Annotated in this window: 18 protein-coding genes; 1 reads left to right on the forward strand and 17 read right to left on the reverse strand. The window is 35.5% G+C overall.

All coding sequences use genetic code 11. The annotated features are described in order from the left end of the window. Positions 1-2: 2 nt before the first annotated feature. The 7 genes from Q4566_RS12055 to Q4566_RS12085 form a co-directional block, all read right to left on the reverse strand. Complete coding sequence (locus Q4566_RS12055) at positions 3-977, reverse strand: deoxyhypusine synthase family protein (RefSeq protein WP_303421471.1); 975 nt, start codon at positions 975-977, stop codon at positions 3-5. Continuing rightward, positions 967-1,905 carry an agmatinase gene (gene speB, locus Q4566_RS12060; protein WP_303421473.1) on the reverse strand — a complete coding sequence of 313 codons (939 nt, stop codon included), beginning with the start codon at positions 1,903-1,905 and terminating at the stop codon, positions 967-969. The genes Q4566_RS12055 and speB overlap by 11 nt, the downstream gene beginning before the upstream one ends. Continuing rightward, positions 1,895-3,292 (reverse strand): arginine decarboxylase, encoded by a 1,398-nt coding sequence (locus Q4566_RS12065; RefSeq protein WP_303421475.1) that lies wholly within the window; start codon positions 3,290-3,292, stop codon positions 1,895-1,897. Before Q4566_RS12065 ends, speB begins: the two co-directional genes overlap by 11 nt. Before the next feature lie 851 nt (positions 3,293-4,143). Beyond that, positions 4,144-5,001, reverse strand: coding sequence for a pseudouridine synthase (locus tag Q4566_RS12070; RefSeq protein ID WP_303421477.1), 858 nt, complete (start codon positions 4,999-5,001; stop codon positions 4,144-4,146). A gap of 122 nt (positions 5,002-5,123) precedes the next feature. Further along, entirely contained in the window at positions 5,124-6,026 is a 903-nt protein-coding gene (locus Q4566_RS12075; protein ID WP_303421479.1) for a geranylgeranylglycerol-phosphate geranylgeranyltransferase, read from the reverse strand. A gap of 51 nt (positions 6,027-6,077) precedes the next feature. Beyond that, complete coding sequence (locus Q4566_RS12080) at positions 6,078-7,007, reverse strand: mevalonate kinase (protein ID WP_303421481.1); 930 nt, start codon at positions 7,005-7,007, stop codon at positions 6,078-6,080. Positions 7,008-7,368: 361 nt separating this feature from the next. After that, positions 7,369-8,490, reverse strand: coding sequence for a diphosphomevalonate/mevalonate 3,5-bisphosphate decarboxylase family protein (locus Q4566_RS12085; protein WP_303421483.1), 1,122 nt, complete (start codon positions 8,488-8,490; stop codon positions 7,369-7,371). A 209-nt stretch (positions 8,491-8,699) separates the two neighbouring features. On the opposite strand from Q4566_RS12085, the gene Q4566_RS12090 reads away from it, so the two are divergent. After that, positions 8,700-9,158: a DUF4168 domain-containing protein gene (locus Q4566_RS12090; protein ID WP_303421486.1), complete on the forward strand. Its 459-nt coding sequence runs from the start codon at positions 8,700-8,702 to the stop codon at positions 9,156-9,158. 50 nt (positions 9,159-9,208) lie between these two features. On the opposite strand, the gene Q4566_RS12095 is transcribed toward Q4566_RS12090, so the two are convergent. The 10 genes from Q4566_RS12095 to fsa all read right to left on the reverse strand — a co-directional run bounded on the left by Q4566_RS12095 (position 9,209) and on the right by fsa (position 17,432). Continuing rightward, positions 9,209-9,751 carry a DUF1697 domain-containing protein gene (locus Q4566_RS12095; protein WP_303421488.1) on the reverse strand — a complete coding sequence of 181 codons (543 nt, stop codon included), beginning with the start codon at positions 9,749-9,751 and terminating at the stop codon, positions 9,209-9,211. Between the two features lie 21 nt (positions 9,752-9,772). Continuing rightward, complete coding sequence (locus Q4566_RS12100; protein WP_303421490.1) at positions 9,773-9,940, reverse strand: hypothetical protein; 168 nt, start codon at positions 9,938-9,940, stop codon at positions 9,773-9,775. A gap of 59 nt (positions 9,941-9,999) precedes the next feature. Then, complete coding sequence (locus Q4566_RS12105) at positions 10,000-11,211, reverse strand: NAD(P)/FAD-dependent oxidoreductase (RefSeq protein WP_303421492.1); 1,212 nt, start codon at positions 11,209-11,211, stop codon at positions 10,000-10,002. After that, the gene (locus Q4566_RS12110) at positions 11,208-11,894 is read right to left on the reverse strand and encodes a glycerophosphodiester phosphodiesterase family protein (protein ID WP_303421494.1); all 687 of its coding nucleotides are present in this window, start codon (positions 11,892-11,894) and stop codon (positions 11,208-11,210) included. Before Q4566_RS12110 ends, Q4566_RS12105 begins: the two co-directional genes overlap by 4 nt. Next, a complete protein-coding gene (locus Q4566_RS12115) occupies positions 11,891-12,760 on the reverse strand; it encodes an acyl-CoA thioesterase II (protein WP_303421496.1) in 870 nt (289 codons plus the stop codon). The genes Q4566_RS12110 and Q4566_RS12115 overlap by 4 nt, the downstream gene beginning before the upstream one ends. 291 nt (positions 12,761-13,051) lie before the next feature. Next, the gene (locus tag Q4566_RS12120) at positions 13,052-14,020 is read right to left on the reverse strand and encodes an aldo/keto reductase (protein ID WP_368506594.1); all 969 of its coding nucleotides are present in this window, start codon (positions 14,018-14,020) and stop codon (positions 13,052-13,054) included. 42 nt (positions 14,021-14,062) lie between these two features. Next, a complete protein-coding gene (locus Q4566_RS12125; RefSeq protein ID WP_303421498.1) occupies positions 14,063-15,625 on the reverse strand; it encodes a YdiU family protein in 1,563 nt (520 codons plus the stop codon). Then, a complete protein-coding gene (gene msrA, locus Q4566_RS12130) occupies positions 15,622-16,164 on the reverse strand; it encodes a peptide-methionine (S)-S-oxide reductase MsrA (protein ID WP_303421500.1) in 543 nt (180 codons plus the stop codon). Before msrA ends, Q4566_RS12125 begins: the two co-directional genes overlap by 4 nt. Next, positions 16,151-16,609 (reverse strand): peptide-methionine (R)-S-oxide reductase MsrB, encoded by a 459-nt coding sequence (gene msrB, locus Q4566_RS12135; RefSeq protein ID WP_303421502.1) that lies wholly within the window; start codon positions 16,607-16,609, stop codon positions 16,151-16,153. Before msrB ends, msrA begins: the two co-directional genes overlap by 14 nt. Before the next feature lie 169 nt (positions 16,610-16,778). Next, complete coding sequence (gene fsa, locus Q4566_RS12140) at positions 16,779-17,432, reverse strand: fructose-6-phosphate aldolase (protein ID WP_068605241.1); 654 nt, start codon at positions 17,430-17,432, stop codon at positions 16,779-16,781. Between the last annotated feature and the right edge of the window lie 2 nt (positions 17,433-17,434).

A 17,434-nucleotide genomic window follows, 5' to 3' on the forward strand; every position in this document is an offset into this window, starting at 1 on the left:
TTTTACTGACCTAATAAATAGGCGAAAATTAAAGGTGCCACAATTGTAGCATCACTTTCAATAATATATTTTGGTGTATCGATATCTAATTTACCCCAAGTGATTTTCTCGTTAGGCACAGCACCTGAATACGAACCATAACTTGTTGTAGAATCACTTATTTGGCAGAAATAGCTCCAAAATGGTGTATCAGTACGTTCCATATCTTGGTAAAGCATAGGCACCACACAAATTGGGAAATCGCCAGCAATACCACCTCCTATTTGGAAGAAACCAATACCGTTTTTAGAATTATCTGTATACCAATCCGCTAAAAAGGTCATGTATTCGATACCCGATTTCATGGTACTTGCTTTCAATTCGCCTTTTAAAACGTAGCTTGCAAAAATATTCCCCATCGTACTGTCTTCCCATCCTGGACATACAATAGGTAAGTTTTTTTCCGCGGCAGCGTACATCCAAGAATCTTTTAAATCGATTTCATAATATTGCTCTAAAACGCCAGACAATAACATTTTGTACATGTATTCATGTGGTAAATAGCGCTCACCTTTAGCTTCAGCTTCTTTCCAGATTTCAACAATGTGACCTTGTAAACGACGGAAAGCTTCATGCTCTGGAATACACGTATCTGTAACACGGTTTAAGCCCTTTTCTAACAAATCCCATTCTTCTTGAGGTGTTAAATCACGGTAGTTAGGCACACGTTTGTAATGTGAATGCGCTACCAAATTCATGATATCCTCTTCTAAATTCGCACCGGTACAAGAAATAATTTGCACTTTATCTTGGCGAATCATTTCGGCAAAACTTTTACCTAACTCAGCCGTACTCATCGCACCAGCTAGAGATACTAACATCTTAGCACCAGATTCTAATTGCGCTTCGTAACCCTTTGCGGCATCAACCAAAGCAGCAGCATTAAAATGTAAATAATGTTTTTCTATGAATTGTGAAATTGGTCCTTTAGTACTCATCGTTATCGGTAAATTTTGAAACGTTATTTTTTTGTTTTGAATTGTCGAAGGCATTATCGTAATCATCATCAACACCTTCGCCTATAAATTTATAGCTTAACATCTTGTAATACAACTTAGCAGCTAAGAAATCTGATGATTTTTCTTTTTTATTCGGACATAACTCCACAATATCAAAGCCCACCACGTTTTTCTCTGCAAACACTTGTTTTAAGAAATCTAAAGCTTCATACCATAACAATCCTCCAGGCTCTGGAGTTCCTGTACTTGGCATGATTGACGGATCGAAAGCATCTAAATCGAATGTGATAAATACGTTATCTGTCATTTGATCAATGGCTGAATCCATCCAAGAATCATCCATAGCCATCTCGTGTGCAAAGTAGGTTTTCTCAGGATCCATCACGGTTTTTTCCATAACATCCATAGAACGAATGCCCACTTGAATTAAATTCGTGGTTTGGCTCGCTTCATAAACGGCACAAGCGTGATTACAAGTTGTACCATCGTATTCCTTACGTAAATCGGCATGCGCATCAATGTGCAACACCGTTAAACTTGGGTACATTTCATTAAAAGCACGAATGGTTCCTATAGAAATAGAATGCTCGCCACCAAAAATGGTTACAAATTTATTTTTCTTTATATATTTTTTAGTCGCTTTATGTACGGCCTCAACCATAGCTTCAGGCGATTCATTTTCAGTAACCGCTTTAGCTAAATATACCCCTTGTTGGTATACTTCTGTTTCCGTTTCAATATCGTAAAGCTCCATATTTTCTGAAGCATCTAAAAAGGCTTCCGGACCTTTATCAGATCCCTTCTGCCAAGTGCTTGTACCATCGTAAGGCACAGGAATTAAAACTATTTTTGCGTTTTCTAATTTCCCGAATTCTTCTGGAATCCCCGCGTAGGTTCTATTGCTCATAACCTAAAATTTTAAGTAAGTCTTCACTTTTTTGTTGTTCACTAAATAATTTTGTTGTGATGTTTCCATCGGCATCTCTATCGATTAACACATGCTTCGGCGACGGAATTAAACAGTGTTGTAATCCGCCAAAACCACCTATACTTTCTTGGTAAGCACCTGTGTTAAAAAAGCCAATATATAAAGGTTTTTCCTTGTTATATTTAGGCATGTAAATCGCGTTCATGTGCTGCTCGCTATTGTAATAATCATCGCTATCGCAAGTTAAACCACCCAATAAAACACGCTCATAACTATCTTGCCAACGGTTTAATGCTAACATAATAAAACGCTTATTTATTGCCCAAGTATCTGGTAAAGTTGTAATGAATGATGAGTTAATCATATTCCACTTTTCACGATCATTCTGTTGTTTTTGGTACAGAACCTCGTAAATCGCACCACCACTTTCACCCACTGTAAAACTTCCAAATTCGGTAAAAATATTTGGCACATCAACCTCTTCTTCTTCACAAGTTAATTTGATTTGATTAATGATTTCATCAACCATATATTCATAATCAAAATCAAAAACCAACGAGTTTTTAATAGGGAAACCACCACCAATATTTAAACTATCTAGCGACGGACAAATTTTCTTCAGACTGGTATAAACCTTCAAACATTTAAGAAGCTCGTTCCAGTAATAGGCCGTATCGCGAATGCCCGTATTAATAAAAAAGTGAAGCATTTTTAGTTCGACCTTTTTATTGTTAGCAATCTGATTTTTATAAAACGGCACAATGTTTTTATATCCAATCCCTAGTCTAGAGGTGTAAAATTCAAATTTAGGCTCCTCTTCCGAAGCTATTCGAATCCCCACATTAAATTTGCCTTCAATTTCCTGAGAAAGCAAATCAATTTCCTCGTAATTATCAATAATCGGAATCGCATTTTTATGCCCGTTATTAATTAATCGTGCAATGTTCGTCACATACTGGGCACGTTTAAAACCGTTGCTAATTACAAAAGTTTCATCTGTAATTTTGCCTTCAGCTTTTAGGCTTTCCACGATATCAATATCAAAAGCCGACGAGGTTTCAATATGAATATCATTCTTTAAAGCCGTATCTAAAACATGCTTAAAATGCGAACTTTTTGTACAATAACAATAGTTGTATCTCCCCTTGTAATCATGTTTTTCAATCGCATCGGCAAACCATTTTTTTGCTCTACCAATGTTGTTAGAAATTTGCGGTAAGTATGTGAATTTTAACGGTGCACCGTACTCTTTTGTAAGAGCCATTAAATCGATATCATGGAAATGCAACTGTCCTTTATCAACCTTAAATTCTTCCTGCGGAAAATCATAAGTTTGATTTATTAAATCAATATATTTAGTATTCAATGTAATTTATTTTAAAAAGTTAAAGATGTAATGCACAGATTAACTGTACGTTAATATAACGAAAAATAAATAATATCAAATTTGAATTTCCTTCTCGGTAGTAGGCACAAAGCCGTATTTATGCTGAATAGCATATATGGGAGACACGGAAGTTAGCTTTAAAATTCGGTCGCTTAATCTGTAAGCTGCTTTTGAATATGACTTCCTAATTTTCAAAAGCCCGAACATAGAAACACAGTTCAATTTGTTCAGCTAAATAGAGTGCAAATGAAAAACAAAAAAATGAATTACAAACTTTTTTTTAGTTTTTTTTTGAAAATTTTATAATTCAATTCTTTTCATCGTCATTTGGGCGTTACCACATCCTTCGACTCCGCTCAGGACAGGTGGTCGGGCTATCCGTTTCAATCTTTTTTGAAAATAAAAAAAGGATTTCCACTGCTATCCCTAACGCGGGTTTTGGTTTTTAGTTGCTTACTCTTGCGGGGTTGTAACACGGAGTTACGCTATGGTTTCACAGAGGTTCACTGAGTTTTTTAGACACGAATTGATACTTATACTGTTTATGAAAATCAACGTAAGATTAAGCCTAACAACTAGCAACCAATAATTTTAGACACAGATTTCACCGATTTTCACAAATTGTGTCATGCGTTGCAACTCTTTGCGTCTCCTGCAACTATGCGAGAGATTATTATGCTAAGCAATGAAGATAAATTGGGCTCGGACACACCTGTAGTCCCCTCAACGGCACAAAAAAATGCTGAAACAATTTCCACATGACTCACATTTCTTGTTTTGTCACGCCGAATTCATTTCAGCATCTCTTAAATTATAACATCTATGCTTTATTAAAGCATTTTAAGCGTATTAAGCTCTTGCTCGGTCAGGTGTTTCCAACTACCACGAGGAATATCTTTTTTAGTAAGATGTCCAATCGCTACACAGTCTAAGCTGATAATTTCATATTTAAAGTAATCAAAAATAGTACGGATAATCGTATTACCTGTATTCTTGATTTTTAATCCGATTTCTTTTTTAGAAGCCCCATCAATATAACTAATCTCTTCAACTTCAATCAACTTACCTTCAGACTTAAATCCTTCTTGAATCTTTTTTAAATCTTCAAGCTTTAAGTTTTTATCTAATTCCACTTGAAATAAACGTGGTACGCCATGCTTAGAATTCGTGAATTTAGCTGTAATAGCATCATCATTAGTAAACAACAACAATCCTTTGGAATTTCTTCCTAAACGACCTATTGGTTTTATTCTAGAACTTGTAGCATTAGCTACTAAATCCATAACAGTTCTTCCTTTACCCTCACTAGTTGTTGTCGCAAAACCTTTAGGTTTATTAAGCAATACGTAAGCTTTTTTCTCTGGATTGATACGCGCTCCATCGTAACGCACCTCATCGCCAGGCTTTACCTTATAGCCCATTTCGGTAATTATTTTACCGTTTACAGCAACTAAACCGGTTGCAATATGCACATCGGCTTCACGACGTGAGCACATCCCCGCATTGGCAACATATTTATTCAACCTAATTTCATCAGGGTTTCCTGCTTTTTTAGGTGCTGGATTTTTAGGCTCTGTATTTGATTTTTTAATAGGTGCATTTCCTCTTGCATAACTTGTAGAACGTGTGTTTCCACTTCCGCGTCCCGATGGCTTTCCTTTTCCTTTACTCCCTTGGTGTCTGTTCATGACTTAAAATTTTATGCAAAGATATACTTAAAATTATGACTTCTTAATTAAGATGTATTATTTGTGTGCTAATTAGGCATTGTGAGTTAAAAATAGGCATTTTTTAAAGCGACATGACACCTTTAAATTCGATTCAAAATAACATGTACATCAATAAGTAGAATGCTAAAAACACCGGCAAGGATAATAAACTTCAAAATATTATGCAGTATTAAATAGTGCAGTTTCGCATTTGATTTCCAAAGAAATATTAAAAACAAAAACAATAGAAATGTACTCAGATAAAAGAACAGATCCATGTGCCCCACATCATACTTAAAAATCAAAAAATATTCAGGTACTAGCGTTAAACCAGCTAAAATAGTCAGCATCACTTTAGACACTTTCTCACCATAAGCCACTGGAATAGTCACATAATTTTGAGCAATATCTCCTTTAATATTTTCAAGATCCTTGGTTAATTCTCGCATCGCAATCATTAAAAACAAAAAGACGGCATGAACAAAAATGACGGTTTCATAATTTTTATAGTACATGAAAATGGCGAAAAATGGCGTAATCATGAGTACTGCAGAAGTAAAATTACCAATAAAAGGCATTTTTTTCAACTTGTGAGAATATAACCAAATTCCGAAAATGTAAATAGAAAAGAATATAACAGCATTAAACGATACATAACTCGCCATGACTACTGCTAGAAAATTAAGAACAAAATAAAAGGAGAGTTTTGTATTCTGACTCACCAGTTTATCTAACCGTGATTTTATAGGCCGATTGATTAAATCTTTTTCAGAATCATAGAAATTATTAATAATATACCCCCCAGCAATGGTTGCCGAAGAAGCTAAAACTAACATGAGTAAATTAAGATCTGAAACCACCTCTTTTAAAGGTTTATCATGAGCCAAAATATAAATAGCCGTTAGGTACTGGGCGATTATAACAATTAAAATATTATAACCACGAACTACAGAAAGCATACTAAAAAACTTAAGTAGAATGTGCTTCTGTCTTCGGTTTAACATAAAAAAACTTTGGAATAAAACCCTTAGTTGTATTAAGGGTTGCGGAGATATTTAGAAGTTATAAACGACTTCCAGTTTATAGTCACTCAACGATTTTTTGGCTTTTTCGATATCTTCGGTAAAACCAAGAATATAGCCACCACCACCAGAACCACAAAGTTTTAAGTAGTAATCGTTTGTATTAATACCGTTTTCCCAAAGCTCATGAAACTGTTGCGGAATCATGGGTTTAAAATGACTTAAAACCACTTTAGAAAGTTGCTTTGTATTCTTGAATAATGACTTTACATTTCCTTTTAAGAAATCGTCCACACAAGCATCGGTATGCTTAATAAACTGTGTTTTAAGCATATTACGAAAGCCTTCTTGCTTCATGTTTTCCATAAACAAGCTCACCATTGGTGCTGTTTCTCCAATAATTCCACTATCAATTAAAAACACAGCGCCCTTCCCTTCACTTTGTTGGGCAGGAATTCCTGTAGCTTCAATATTATCTTTAGAATTTATTAAAATAGGAATGCTTAAATAACTGTTTAAAGGATCTAATCCAGAAGATTTTCCGTGGAAAAAAGATTCCATAGTCGAAAAAATCGATTTCAGTTTTAATAACTTCTCTCTGGTTAAATTTTCAAGAACTGTAATTTTATCAAAAGCATACTGGTCGTAAATAGCTGCAACCAACGCACCGCTACTACCTACACCATAACCTTGCGGAATTGAAGAATCAAAGTACATCCCTGAATTCACATCTTCCAACAACAAATCATTATCAAAACGCACCAAGTCCTCATCGATATTCTGAATATATTCAGCAAAACGTTTTAAACTCGCGTTTGATTCTATGGCAGCTTCCGAAGGGTTTTCAGACTTCTTTAATGCACCATTATAAAAATTATAAGGAATGGATAGGCCTTTAGAATCTTTTATGATTCCGTACTCGCCGAAAAGTAGAATTTTAGAATAAAATAAAGGTCCTTTCATATATTCAATTAATTATTCGTAATGAAAAATTAATAATTTTTTTTGATTCAATGTCTAATTAAACCTCTATAAAGGCTTCTACATCAAATACGCAGCAAAGATAGTTAGAAAAATTTAAATAGGTTGTACTTTGTAATGGCACATCTATGAGTGGTTGGAAAAACGCGATTACTGGTTAGCGAAATTTGTTTATACGTTTATTTGTTGAATCGTGTAATCGGTGACCGTACAACTTAATTGAAGTAAAGTGTTAAATTGATTATTTTTTATTGACTATTGAATATTAAGGGGTGCGTTTATTTGAAAACGGTTTATTCGTTGAATCGAACTACTGCAACTGAGACTGAGACTAAATTTTTAATTATTCACTTTTAATTAATTTCGCCCCAAACCCAACTTTATCATTAATAAACTGTCCGTTTTGACAAAACTCAGCCAATTCAGTTTGAATAAATTCTAAAACGGTTGTGGCTTCTTTTTCAGGATATAAAACATGTACGTTTGCTCCAGCGTCTAAAGTGAAACACACTTTAGAACCCGTTTCAGCTCTAAACGCCCAAATTTTATTAATGATTTGAAGTGTATTAGGTTTCATTAAAATAAAATACGGCATGCTAGTCATCATCATGGCGTGCAGGGTTAGCGCCTCACTTTCTACTAGGGCAATAAATTTATCGAGCTCGCCTTCTTGTAAAATTGTAGAAATAGCTTCTAGATTTTCATGTGCTTGTTTAAAGCGTTCTTGAGCAAACGGGTGACCATGCATCAGATTATGCCCAACTGTGCTACTCACCTGTTTTTCACCTTTATCTACAAGTAAAATCGTATCCTGGTAGTTCTTAAAAACGTCATGCACTTGATGCGGAAATTTAACTCCGAACAAATCTGAACTGCCTTCTATAAAATCATTTTTACCCCAAACTACCAAATCGCCTTCCAAACTTCTACAGGCGCTTCCAGACCCTAAACGGGCTAAAAACGATGCCTTTTGAATAAAATATGCATCGTCTTCTTGAGGTTTATCAACGGCGCTCGAAATGACTTGACCATTTAACAACTCCTTTTCAACACTCATTAAACATAAAGCCAAAGCACTCATTCCTGAAGCTGAAGAGGCGATACCAGAACTATGTGGAAAGGTATTTGAAGTTTCAATTTTAAAATGATACTCCTTTAAAAAAGGTAAATAGGTTTCAACACGCTTAAAAAAAGTCTCAATTTTCGGTTTAAAACCATCTTTCTTTTCACCATCTAAAAACACATCAAACGAAAACTTTTCTTTATCTGTTTTCTTTGAAAAACTTAAAGTGGTCGTTGTTTTACAGTTGTTAAGCGTAAAACTTATTGAAGGGTTTTCTGGAATTTGATCTTTCTTCTTTCCCCAATATTTCACCAAAGCGATATTACTTGGTGACGACCAGGTGAAACTTCCGTTTTCAACTGCTTTTGTGTATGTTTTAGGTATAAATTGTGCTTCAGTCATAACGGGATAAAAAAAATTTTAACAAAGATACTTTTTCCTAATTAAATGTTTAGCTCTCAGTGTGATGTTCTACTACTTCTTCAACAAAACAACACTTAATCACTTGTTTTTCATAATATTAATGTTGTGTTAAATAATTTTCTGATTTGGGAAGGCATCCGTTTTATTGTATCATTGGAAAAATAAAAATCAATAAAAACTATTACAGCATGAGATTTTCAAAAAAATTTAAAACTTTAATTATTTGTTTTTTAATGATGGGCGGCACGATGATAGCACAAAGTCCAGCCCCACAAAATGTAACCGTATCTGATGCCGAACTAGGCAAAATAGCTTCTGTTTTTCAAGGCGTACAAGCTATTAATATGAAAGCTCAAGAAGGCATGATGAAAACTGTTCAAGACAATGGCTTTGAATTAGATCGATTCAACGAAATATATGAAGCATCACAAACAGGTAAAAGCGATGCCAATGCTACTGACGAAGAAAAAGAAAAATTTGGAATAGTCATGAACGAACTACAACAACAACGTGCCGGTATTCAAAAGCAAATGGAAACAGTTATTACCGAAGAAGGGCTTACACTTAACCGCTATCAAGAGGTAGCCATGGCGCTTCAATCTGACACCGAATTACAAAAACGTTTAAAAGCTGAATTAGCGAAATAGTAAGCACATATATTCCTATTCACAAAAAACCTTCATTTACGAAGGTTTTTTTATGCGCCTGTTTGTTTGCACAACTCCAATAACTTGACCATAGTTTTATAGTTTCTCGCTGTAGCCGTAATTTTCAACTTACGTTCGAAGAAATTATTATTGCATTTAGCTCTCCCATACCCCACGGCACTGTGAAAATAAACACAGTAATCTGTTATAAAAAAGGTTTCATTAGGATAGCTAATTTCTGAAACTTCAGCAATGTTTTCTGAAGTTGGCACATCAAATAAAAGTATAAAATAACTGTTTTCTTTTTTGTCTTGAGAAAATGGACAAGCATCAAAAAGTTCCTGAAGCAATTTCGGCGTTTTTACCAACACCGGAATTTCAAATGTGAAATGATTTTTAATCGCTTGGTGAATTTTATTTTCTAAACCTTCAATATTATCTTCGGAAGACTGGAATATAACATTGCCACTTTGAATATAGGTTTGCACCTGTTCTAATCCCGTTGAAGCAAGTACTTCACGAAGCGTTGCCATAGGAATCTTGTTTTTCCCGCTCACATTAATGCCTCGTAAGAATGCTATGTAGGTATTCATTAAGAAGTTTTGCTTTAAAAATTAACACCTACGATATTGCGCTTTAATGCCTTCCCAATCATAGGTTTTTAGTGTACCGTTTTCATCTCTTGCAATCATATCGTCCATCATAGCTTTGTAGGAGTCTGAAGGCGAGATAAAGCCGGTAGACACACGATCCAGTTCATTAATTTTCTTTGATTTACCCATGATATATAATTTACACATAAAGGTACTCAACAAAGACTTGAATGAAAAAAATTTTGCAATTATTTCGACATATGCTGCGCAGCAATAAACGCCCCTGTCCAAGCATTCTGAAAGTTAAATCCGCCAGTAACGGCATCAACATTTAATACTTCACCAGCAAAATAAAGGTTTTCAACCCGTTTACTTTCAAAGGTTTTAAAGTTCACTTCTTTGAGGTTCACCCCGCCTGCTGTAACAAACTCTTCTTTAAAAGTACTTTTTCCATCCACATTAAATACAGCAGCTGTTAACTGACTGGCTAATTCTTCCAATTGCGTTTTATTTAAATCTGCCCAACGGGTGGTTTCGGTCATTTGTGATGCTAAAACCAGTTTATGCCACAAGCGTTTTGGTAAATCAAATTGTGTTGATTTAAACACTGTTTTTTTAGCCAAATCTTTCTTTAAACTTTTTAAAACATCTAAACAGTCATCAAAACCACGTTTTATAAAATTAATTTCAATTTGAAATTTATATTCGCGTTTGGCTAATTCTAAAGCACCGAAAGCTGATAATTTTAAAATGGATGGTGCACTCATGCCCCAATGAGTGATTAGCAGTGGCCCTTCACTCGATAAATTCGTCCCTAAAACTTGAACCTCTACATTTAAAGCTACAACACCAGGGATATCCTGGATGCGCTCGTCTTTAATGTTAAAAGTAAATAATGATGGCACCGGTTGTGAAACAGTATGCCCTAAACTCTCTAGAAGCTTCCAAATTTTCGGATTACTTCCAGTAGCAATCATGATTTTCTTAGCAGAAAAAGTCGCTTCAGAAGTATTTATAATGAATTGTTCGGTTTGTGCATCAATCGTTTTTACTGGATGATTATAATAGATATCTACCTGATGCTTTTCAGCTTCATTTAAAAAACAATCGATAATGGTTTGCGATGAATTTGACACTGGAAACATGCGTCCGTCATCTTCAATTTTAAGTGCTACTCCACGTTTTTCAAACCATTCGATGGTATCGCCAGTCATAAACTGGTGAAAAGGCCCCAGTAATTCTTTTTCCCCACGGGGATAATTTTGAACCAATTCAGAAGGAACAAATTCAGCGTGCGTCACATTACAGCGTCCGCCACCCGAAACCTTAACTTTTGCTAAACCTTCTTTGGCGCGCTCTAAAATAGCGACTTTTAAATTCGGATTTTGTTCTGCAATATTTATAGCTGCAAAAAAGCCTGCAGCGCCACCACCAACAATAATGACGTCTTTAACGATCATATTCTATCTGGATAATCTGAAATGATGCCATTAACACCATATTCGATCATGCGTTCGATAGGTTTCAGGTTATTTACGGTATAGGCAATAACTTTGAAGTCTTGCTTAAGCTCCTCTACATTTTCGGGAGTAAGCATAGTATAATTTGGATGAATAGATACCGCATTAATGCTTTTAGCAAAGTTTACGGCTTCTTCCAAATTAGTATTTGTAAGCACGCCTAACGGAATGTCTTTATTGATTTTAAAAGCTTCTTCTAATAAATCAAACTGAAAACTAGACACAATAATATTACTGTAATCCCAGCCTTTTTTATCCACGAAAAAAGTAATTAACCGACAGGCTTCCTTAGCGGTGTCTTGTCCTTTTAACTCAATATTCAATAAGCACTTATTATCTACCAAAGCTAAAACTTGTGATAAGGTCGCTATTTGATAACGGCCTTTAACCTTAACCTTTTTCAAGTTGTTTAGGGTGTGTTTTGAAACTTCACCTAACCCATCGGTAACTCGATTTAAGGTAAAATCATGAAACACCACCAACTCTCCAGATGCACAACGGTGTACATCTATTTCGATACCATCAACCTTTAAGTCTAGAGCTTTTTGTATGGATTCTAATGTGTTTTCTGCAAGGTGACCTTTGGCACCACGATGCCCTATTTTTAAAACTTTGTCTGTCATTTTTTTTCAATTGGACGCATTAAACCTTCTTGTGCTACCGATGCTATTAATTCGCCATGTCTAGTGTATATGTTTCCTCTAGCGAACCCTCTGGCTCCCGAGGAACTTGGAGATTCCATAGAAAACAACATCCAGTCGTTTAAATCGAAATCTCTAAAATACCAAATAGAATGGTCTAAGCTAGCAGTTTGTGTATTGCCCCAATGCGCTTTACTGGCATGCGGATTAAGAGCAGACACTAAAATATTGTAATCTGAAATATACGTTAAAATTTGTTGTTTTGTGGCTAAATCTAAATTTTCAGCATCACCTTTTACCTTAAACCAAACATCACTGTAAGGTGGTACATCCTTTTTATCCAGAGGATTAACTATTTCTGTTGGTTTAAATTCAATCGGGCGCTTCACTTCAAAAAAGGCTTTTAAACTTTTTGGTAAAGCAGCTCCAAACTGATGTAAAATATCGGTCCAACTTAATAGTTCTTCAGGTTGCTTTAAACCTGGTTTCATATCAATTTGATGATTATAACCATGCTCTTTAATATGAAACGATGCCGATAAAATAAATATGGTGTTTTCATTTTGATGCGCCGTAACCCGACGAACCGAAAAACTACCACCATCTCTTACCACAGTAACATTGTATGTTATTGGGTAATCTAAATTCCCTGCTTCTAAAAAATAAGCATGCATGGAATGTAAAATCCTCTGACTTGAAACAGTTCTTGACGCTGCATTAATAGCTTGAGCCAAAACCTGACCACCAAATACGATAGGGCTTCCAATAGTTTTGCTTATGCCATTAAAAACATAATCATTAACCTTTTCTAAAACCAAAAGTTTTAATAAGTCCTCAACCGTGGTCATTGTTAATTCTTGTTTTACGGGGTAAATTTATTAAATTATGAACGGCTACGAGAATGTTTTACCAATAGATTAATAAAATTTAATTTATAATTCACCAACATTCCTTTTATTTTGTTTAAAATTACGCCAATTACAATTAGGTTTTCAAAAATTATCTGGTTTAATTTTACTTAAACACCTGATTTAAAACACTTCACTTTTTTACTACGTTTTATGAAGTTACTTCTCAAAACACACGGTGATGCCACAAGGTTTCAGCGTCGATAATCGATAAAATATCATGATTTCTAATTAATTCCAATCAAGTGCACTGCGTTCTTCCCAATAAAACTTGGGTTCAACTGAGATAGACTTCAATTTTTGTAAATCTTCGGCACTTAACTCAAAATCATTTGCCTTTAAATTTTCTTCTAATTGATTAACATTTGAAGCGCCACTTAACACATAATGCGGATTCAAACTATCCATAACAAAGCGTAATGCAATGGCATCTACCCCTACATTGTATTTCTTGGATAGTTGTTTTAAAATCACGTAAACTTCTTTATACTTAGGAAACTGTTCACTTTCAAAAACGCGTCCGTTTGCTAAGGCTTCCTTGATAATTACTGTCTTTCCGTTTTCCATAACCGCTTTTAAAACATCAAAAGTGGATTGTTCGAAAACATTATACGATACTTGGAAACTATCAAATAAAGCCTTGCCCTTTACTTCAATTTTTAAAGCTTCGGTAATAATAGCGGCCTGATTTTCACCGCTTGTTGAGATTCCAATATGCAAACCTGTTTCCGTTTTTATACGGTTTAGCTCTACTAAAACAGCTTGATTTTCTAAAATACCACTATCGAAGGTCGCGGAATGTACTTGGTAATATTTTAAGCTTGGTAGCATGGCTTTTGAAACCTCCCATTGCTCCACCAGCTTTTCTAATGAATGTTCTTTAATTTCATGTTTTCCTGAATAACCAAGCTCCCAGTTCGCTACATAGGTATAACCCCATTTTGTACCCAAAACAGCATCTTTATGTTGTGTTTTAGCATCCCATTCTTGTAAAAAAGCTTCTCCTTTTCCGTAGGAAGGTGCCGTATCAAAATAACGAACACCACGATTATAAGCTTCATCTAACACTGAAAATGCTGTGTTTTTAAAAGCTTCTTCCGTTTTATCGATGTCTTTATCACTTCGAATGTTAATGTATTCTGGTCTTCCTAAGGCGGCTAAGCCTAATCCTATTTTAGTTGTTGGTGTAGTTTTAATGATATGAAATTTTTAATTTTTAATTATTGCTTTTTAACTTAGCCCTTACGAACTGCAAGACAACATGGAACAACCTACTTTATTCCTAGCCCATTCAGGTCGTTTTGCAAACCACTTTTCATGTTCAGGCTGCTCAGCATAAGGTTGTTTTAATAGCTGAAACAACGCGTCAATTAAAGTATAGTCGCCGTCATCGGCGGCATCAATGGCGAGTTGTGCCATGTAATTTCTAAGCACGTATTTCGGATTTACCGCGTTCATTTTTTCTTTCCTTTCGGAATTTGAAACAGACTCCTCTTTTAGTCGGTTCGCATAAGTTTCAAACCAAATCTTCCAACGGGTTTCAACGTCTCCCGTAACTTCTTCAGGTTTATAGAAAGCATCCTTTATGACTTTCAAACCTTCGTCTGGTTTCTCCTTTTCAAAACCACTTAAATTTCTAAAAAAGATGGTCATATCGGTTTCTGTAAGATGTAGAATATCTTCTAAATCTTGAATGAGCAATTTATCAGAATCTGCTTCGGTTTTTAAACCTAATTTTGAGCGCATCATTTTAAAAGAGGCCTTATCGAAATTGGTTTGATATGTGTTTAAAATGGCTTCTAAAGCTGGCGCATCATCTATTAGCGGATAAATAGCGTTCGCTAGCTGCAGTAAATTCCACAGTCCCATATTGGGTTGATTTCCGAAACGGTAACGTTTATGTTGTCTATCAGTAGTATTGGGCGTCCATCCAAAATCGAAGCCCTCTAGCCAACCGTATGGTCCGTAATCTATGGTTAAACCTAAAATGGACATGTTATCGGTATTCATAACACCATGAACAAAACCAACACGTTGCCAATGTATAATCATATCTAAAGTACGCTTTGAAACTTCTCTAAAAAACGCTAAATAAGTATCTTTTGAAGGTTCACCTAAGTCTTTAAAATGATGTTTTATGGTGTAATCAACTAAAGTTTTGAGTGACTTTGTATCTTGTCTGGCGGCAAATATTTGATAATTACCAAAGCGTAAAAAGGATTCGGCAGTACGACAAACAATAGCGCCTTTTTCGTATTCAGGGTTGCCATTATATAAGACATCGCGAAGTACTTGATCACCAGATAAGGCCAGTGATAGCGCACGCGTCGTGGGAACCCCCAAATGAAACATGGCTTCACTACACAAATATTCACGAATGGAAGAACGCAACACAGCCAAACCATCAGCCGTTCGTGAATACGGTGTTTCACCCGAACCTTTTAATTGAAGGGCCCAGTTTTTATTATCGTGTTCAACTTCACATAAATTAATAGCCCGACCATCACCCAATTGTCCGGCCCAATTTCCAAATTGATAACCACCATAGCACATGGCATACGGTGTTGTATTTGGTAAAACCGTATTCCCAGTGAAGACCTTTAGAAAATCTTCTGTTTTGCTGTCTTTTTCTGAAAGCCCTAAATTTTCGAGCATCTCAGGAGACACATGAAGCATTTCTGGTTGTGCCGTTGTCTTTGGCGTCACATAAGAGAAACAGGCTTTTTCAACCTGTCTTCTGCTGTTTTCCAGAATGGGATCCGCGGGTAATTCTTTGGTAAATTTGTCGTTTATGTTCAGTTTCATGCTTTTAATTTATCCGAATGTAATTGTCGGAGTTTCGCTAGTTTTGGTGTGATTACAAAACTACAATACCCTTGCGTGGGATGCGTGCGGTAATAATTTTGATGTTCGGCTTCAGCTTCATAAAAAACATCTAAAGGTGAAATTTCAGTGACTATAGGTTTTTCATAATAAGTGCTTATTTCCTCAACTACACTTTTCGCAATTTGTGCTTGTTTTTCATCGTGATAATAAATCACCGAACGGTATTGCGTGCCTTTATCGGCGCCTTGCTGGTTTAAGGTTGTTGGATCATGAGTCGTCATAAAAATGATTAGAATATCTTGATACGAAATCACATTCGAATCAAAAGAAATTTGAATCACCTCGGCATGCCCTGTTAACCCAGAACAAATTTCACGATACGTAGGATGTCCTGGCACTTTTCCACCAGAATATCCTGAAACGACCTTTTCTACACCTTTAACTTCTTGAAAAACGGCTTCTGTACACCAGAAGCAACCACCGCCAACGGTAGCAATTTGTATATTACTCATGAGCATCCTCCTTTTCTAAAACCATGGATGCCGAATTAATACAATAACGCAGCCCGCTAGGTTCAGGACCATCAGGAAACACATGTCCTAAATGCGCATCGCAAGTATTACACATCACTTCAACACGCACCATTCCGAAGGCATTATCCTTTTCGTATTTAATGGCATTTTCTTTTATAGGTTGTGTGAAACTTGGCCAACCGGTTCCAGAACTAAATTTTATGGTCGAATCGAATAACCGTGTATCACAACATACGCAATTGTATTTCCCTTCGTCATAGGTAGTACACAGGTCACCGCTATGCGCATGCTCTGTACCTTTCTGACGTGTAATTCTGAATTGCTCAGCCGTTAATTCAGCCTTCCATTCTTCTTCTCTCTTTTCTACACGTTTATCGGGAATTGGGTTTCCGTTTACAGCATAGCTAATGACATCTTTCCAAGTTAACATAAATGATTCCTCTCTTTAATTTAATTGTTATAAATGTGCTTATTTCAGCTTAAAAATAGTCGAAATAACAAGCATAAACTTACGAATTTATGATTTTAATAAAAAAAGCTTCACTTTTCAAGATTATTTCCTGAAAAGCAAAGCTTTTAAATTTTATGATTTTAAGGAACTAGTTTCCTTTTTTGTAATCTTCTAAGAATTTAGCTAAACCGATATCTGTTAAAGGATGTTTTAATAAACCTTTAATAGACGATAATGGTCCAGTCATCACATCAGATCCTAATTTAGCACAATCAATAACGTGCATCGTGTGACGTACTGAAGCTGCTAAAATTTGAGTTTCGAAACCGTAGTTATCGTAAATCTGTCTGATTTCAGCAATAAGGTTTAAACCATCGGTAGAAATATCATCTAAACGACCAATAAATGGCGACACATAAGTTGCTCCAGCTTTGGCAGCTAATAAAGCTTGACCAGCAGAAAATACTAAAGTCACGTTTGTTCTAATCCCTTTATCTGAAAAATACTTACACGCTTTAATCCCATCGGCAATTAAAGGTAATTTCACAACAATTTGTGGGTGAAGGGCAGCTAAAGCTTCACCTTCTTTTACCATACCTTCAAAGTCAGTTGAGATCACCTCTGCACTTACATCACCTTCAACAATATCACATATTTTAGTGTAGTGTGCTAATATGTTTTCAGCGCCTGTAATACCTTCTTTAGCCATTAAAGAAGGGTTTGTTGTTACCCCATCTAAAACACCTAAAGCTTGTGCTTCAGCGATATCATCAAGGTTTGCTGTATCTATAAAAAATTTCATAA

Source organism: Tamlana sp. 2_MG-2023, assembly GCF_030548465.1.
GTDB lineage: Bacteria > Bacteroidota > Bacteroidia > Flavobacteriales > Flavobacteriaceae > Pseudotamlana.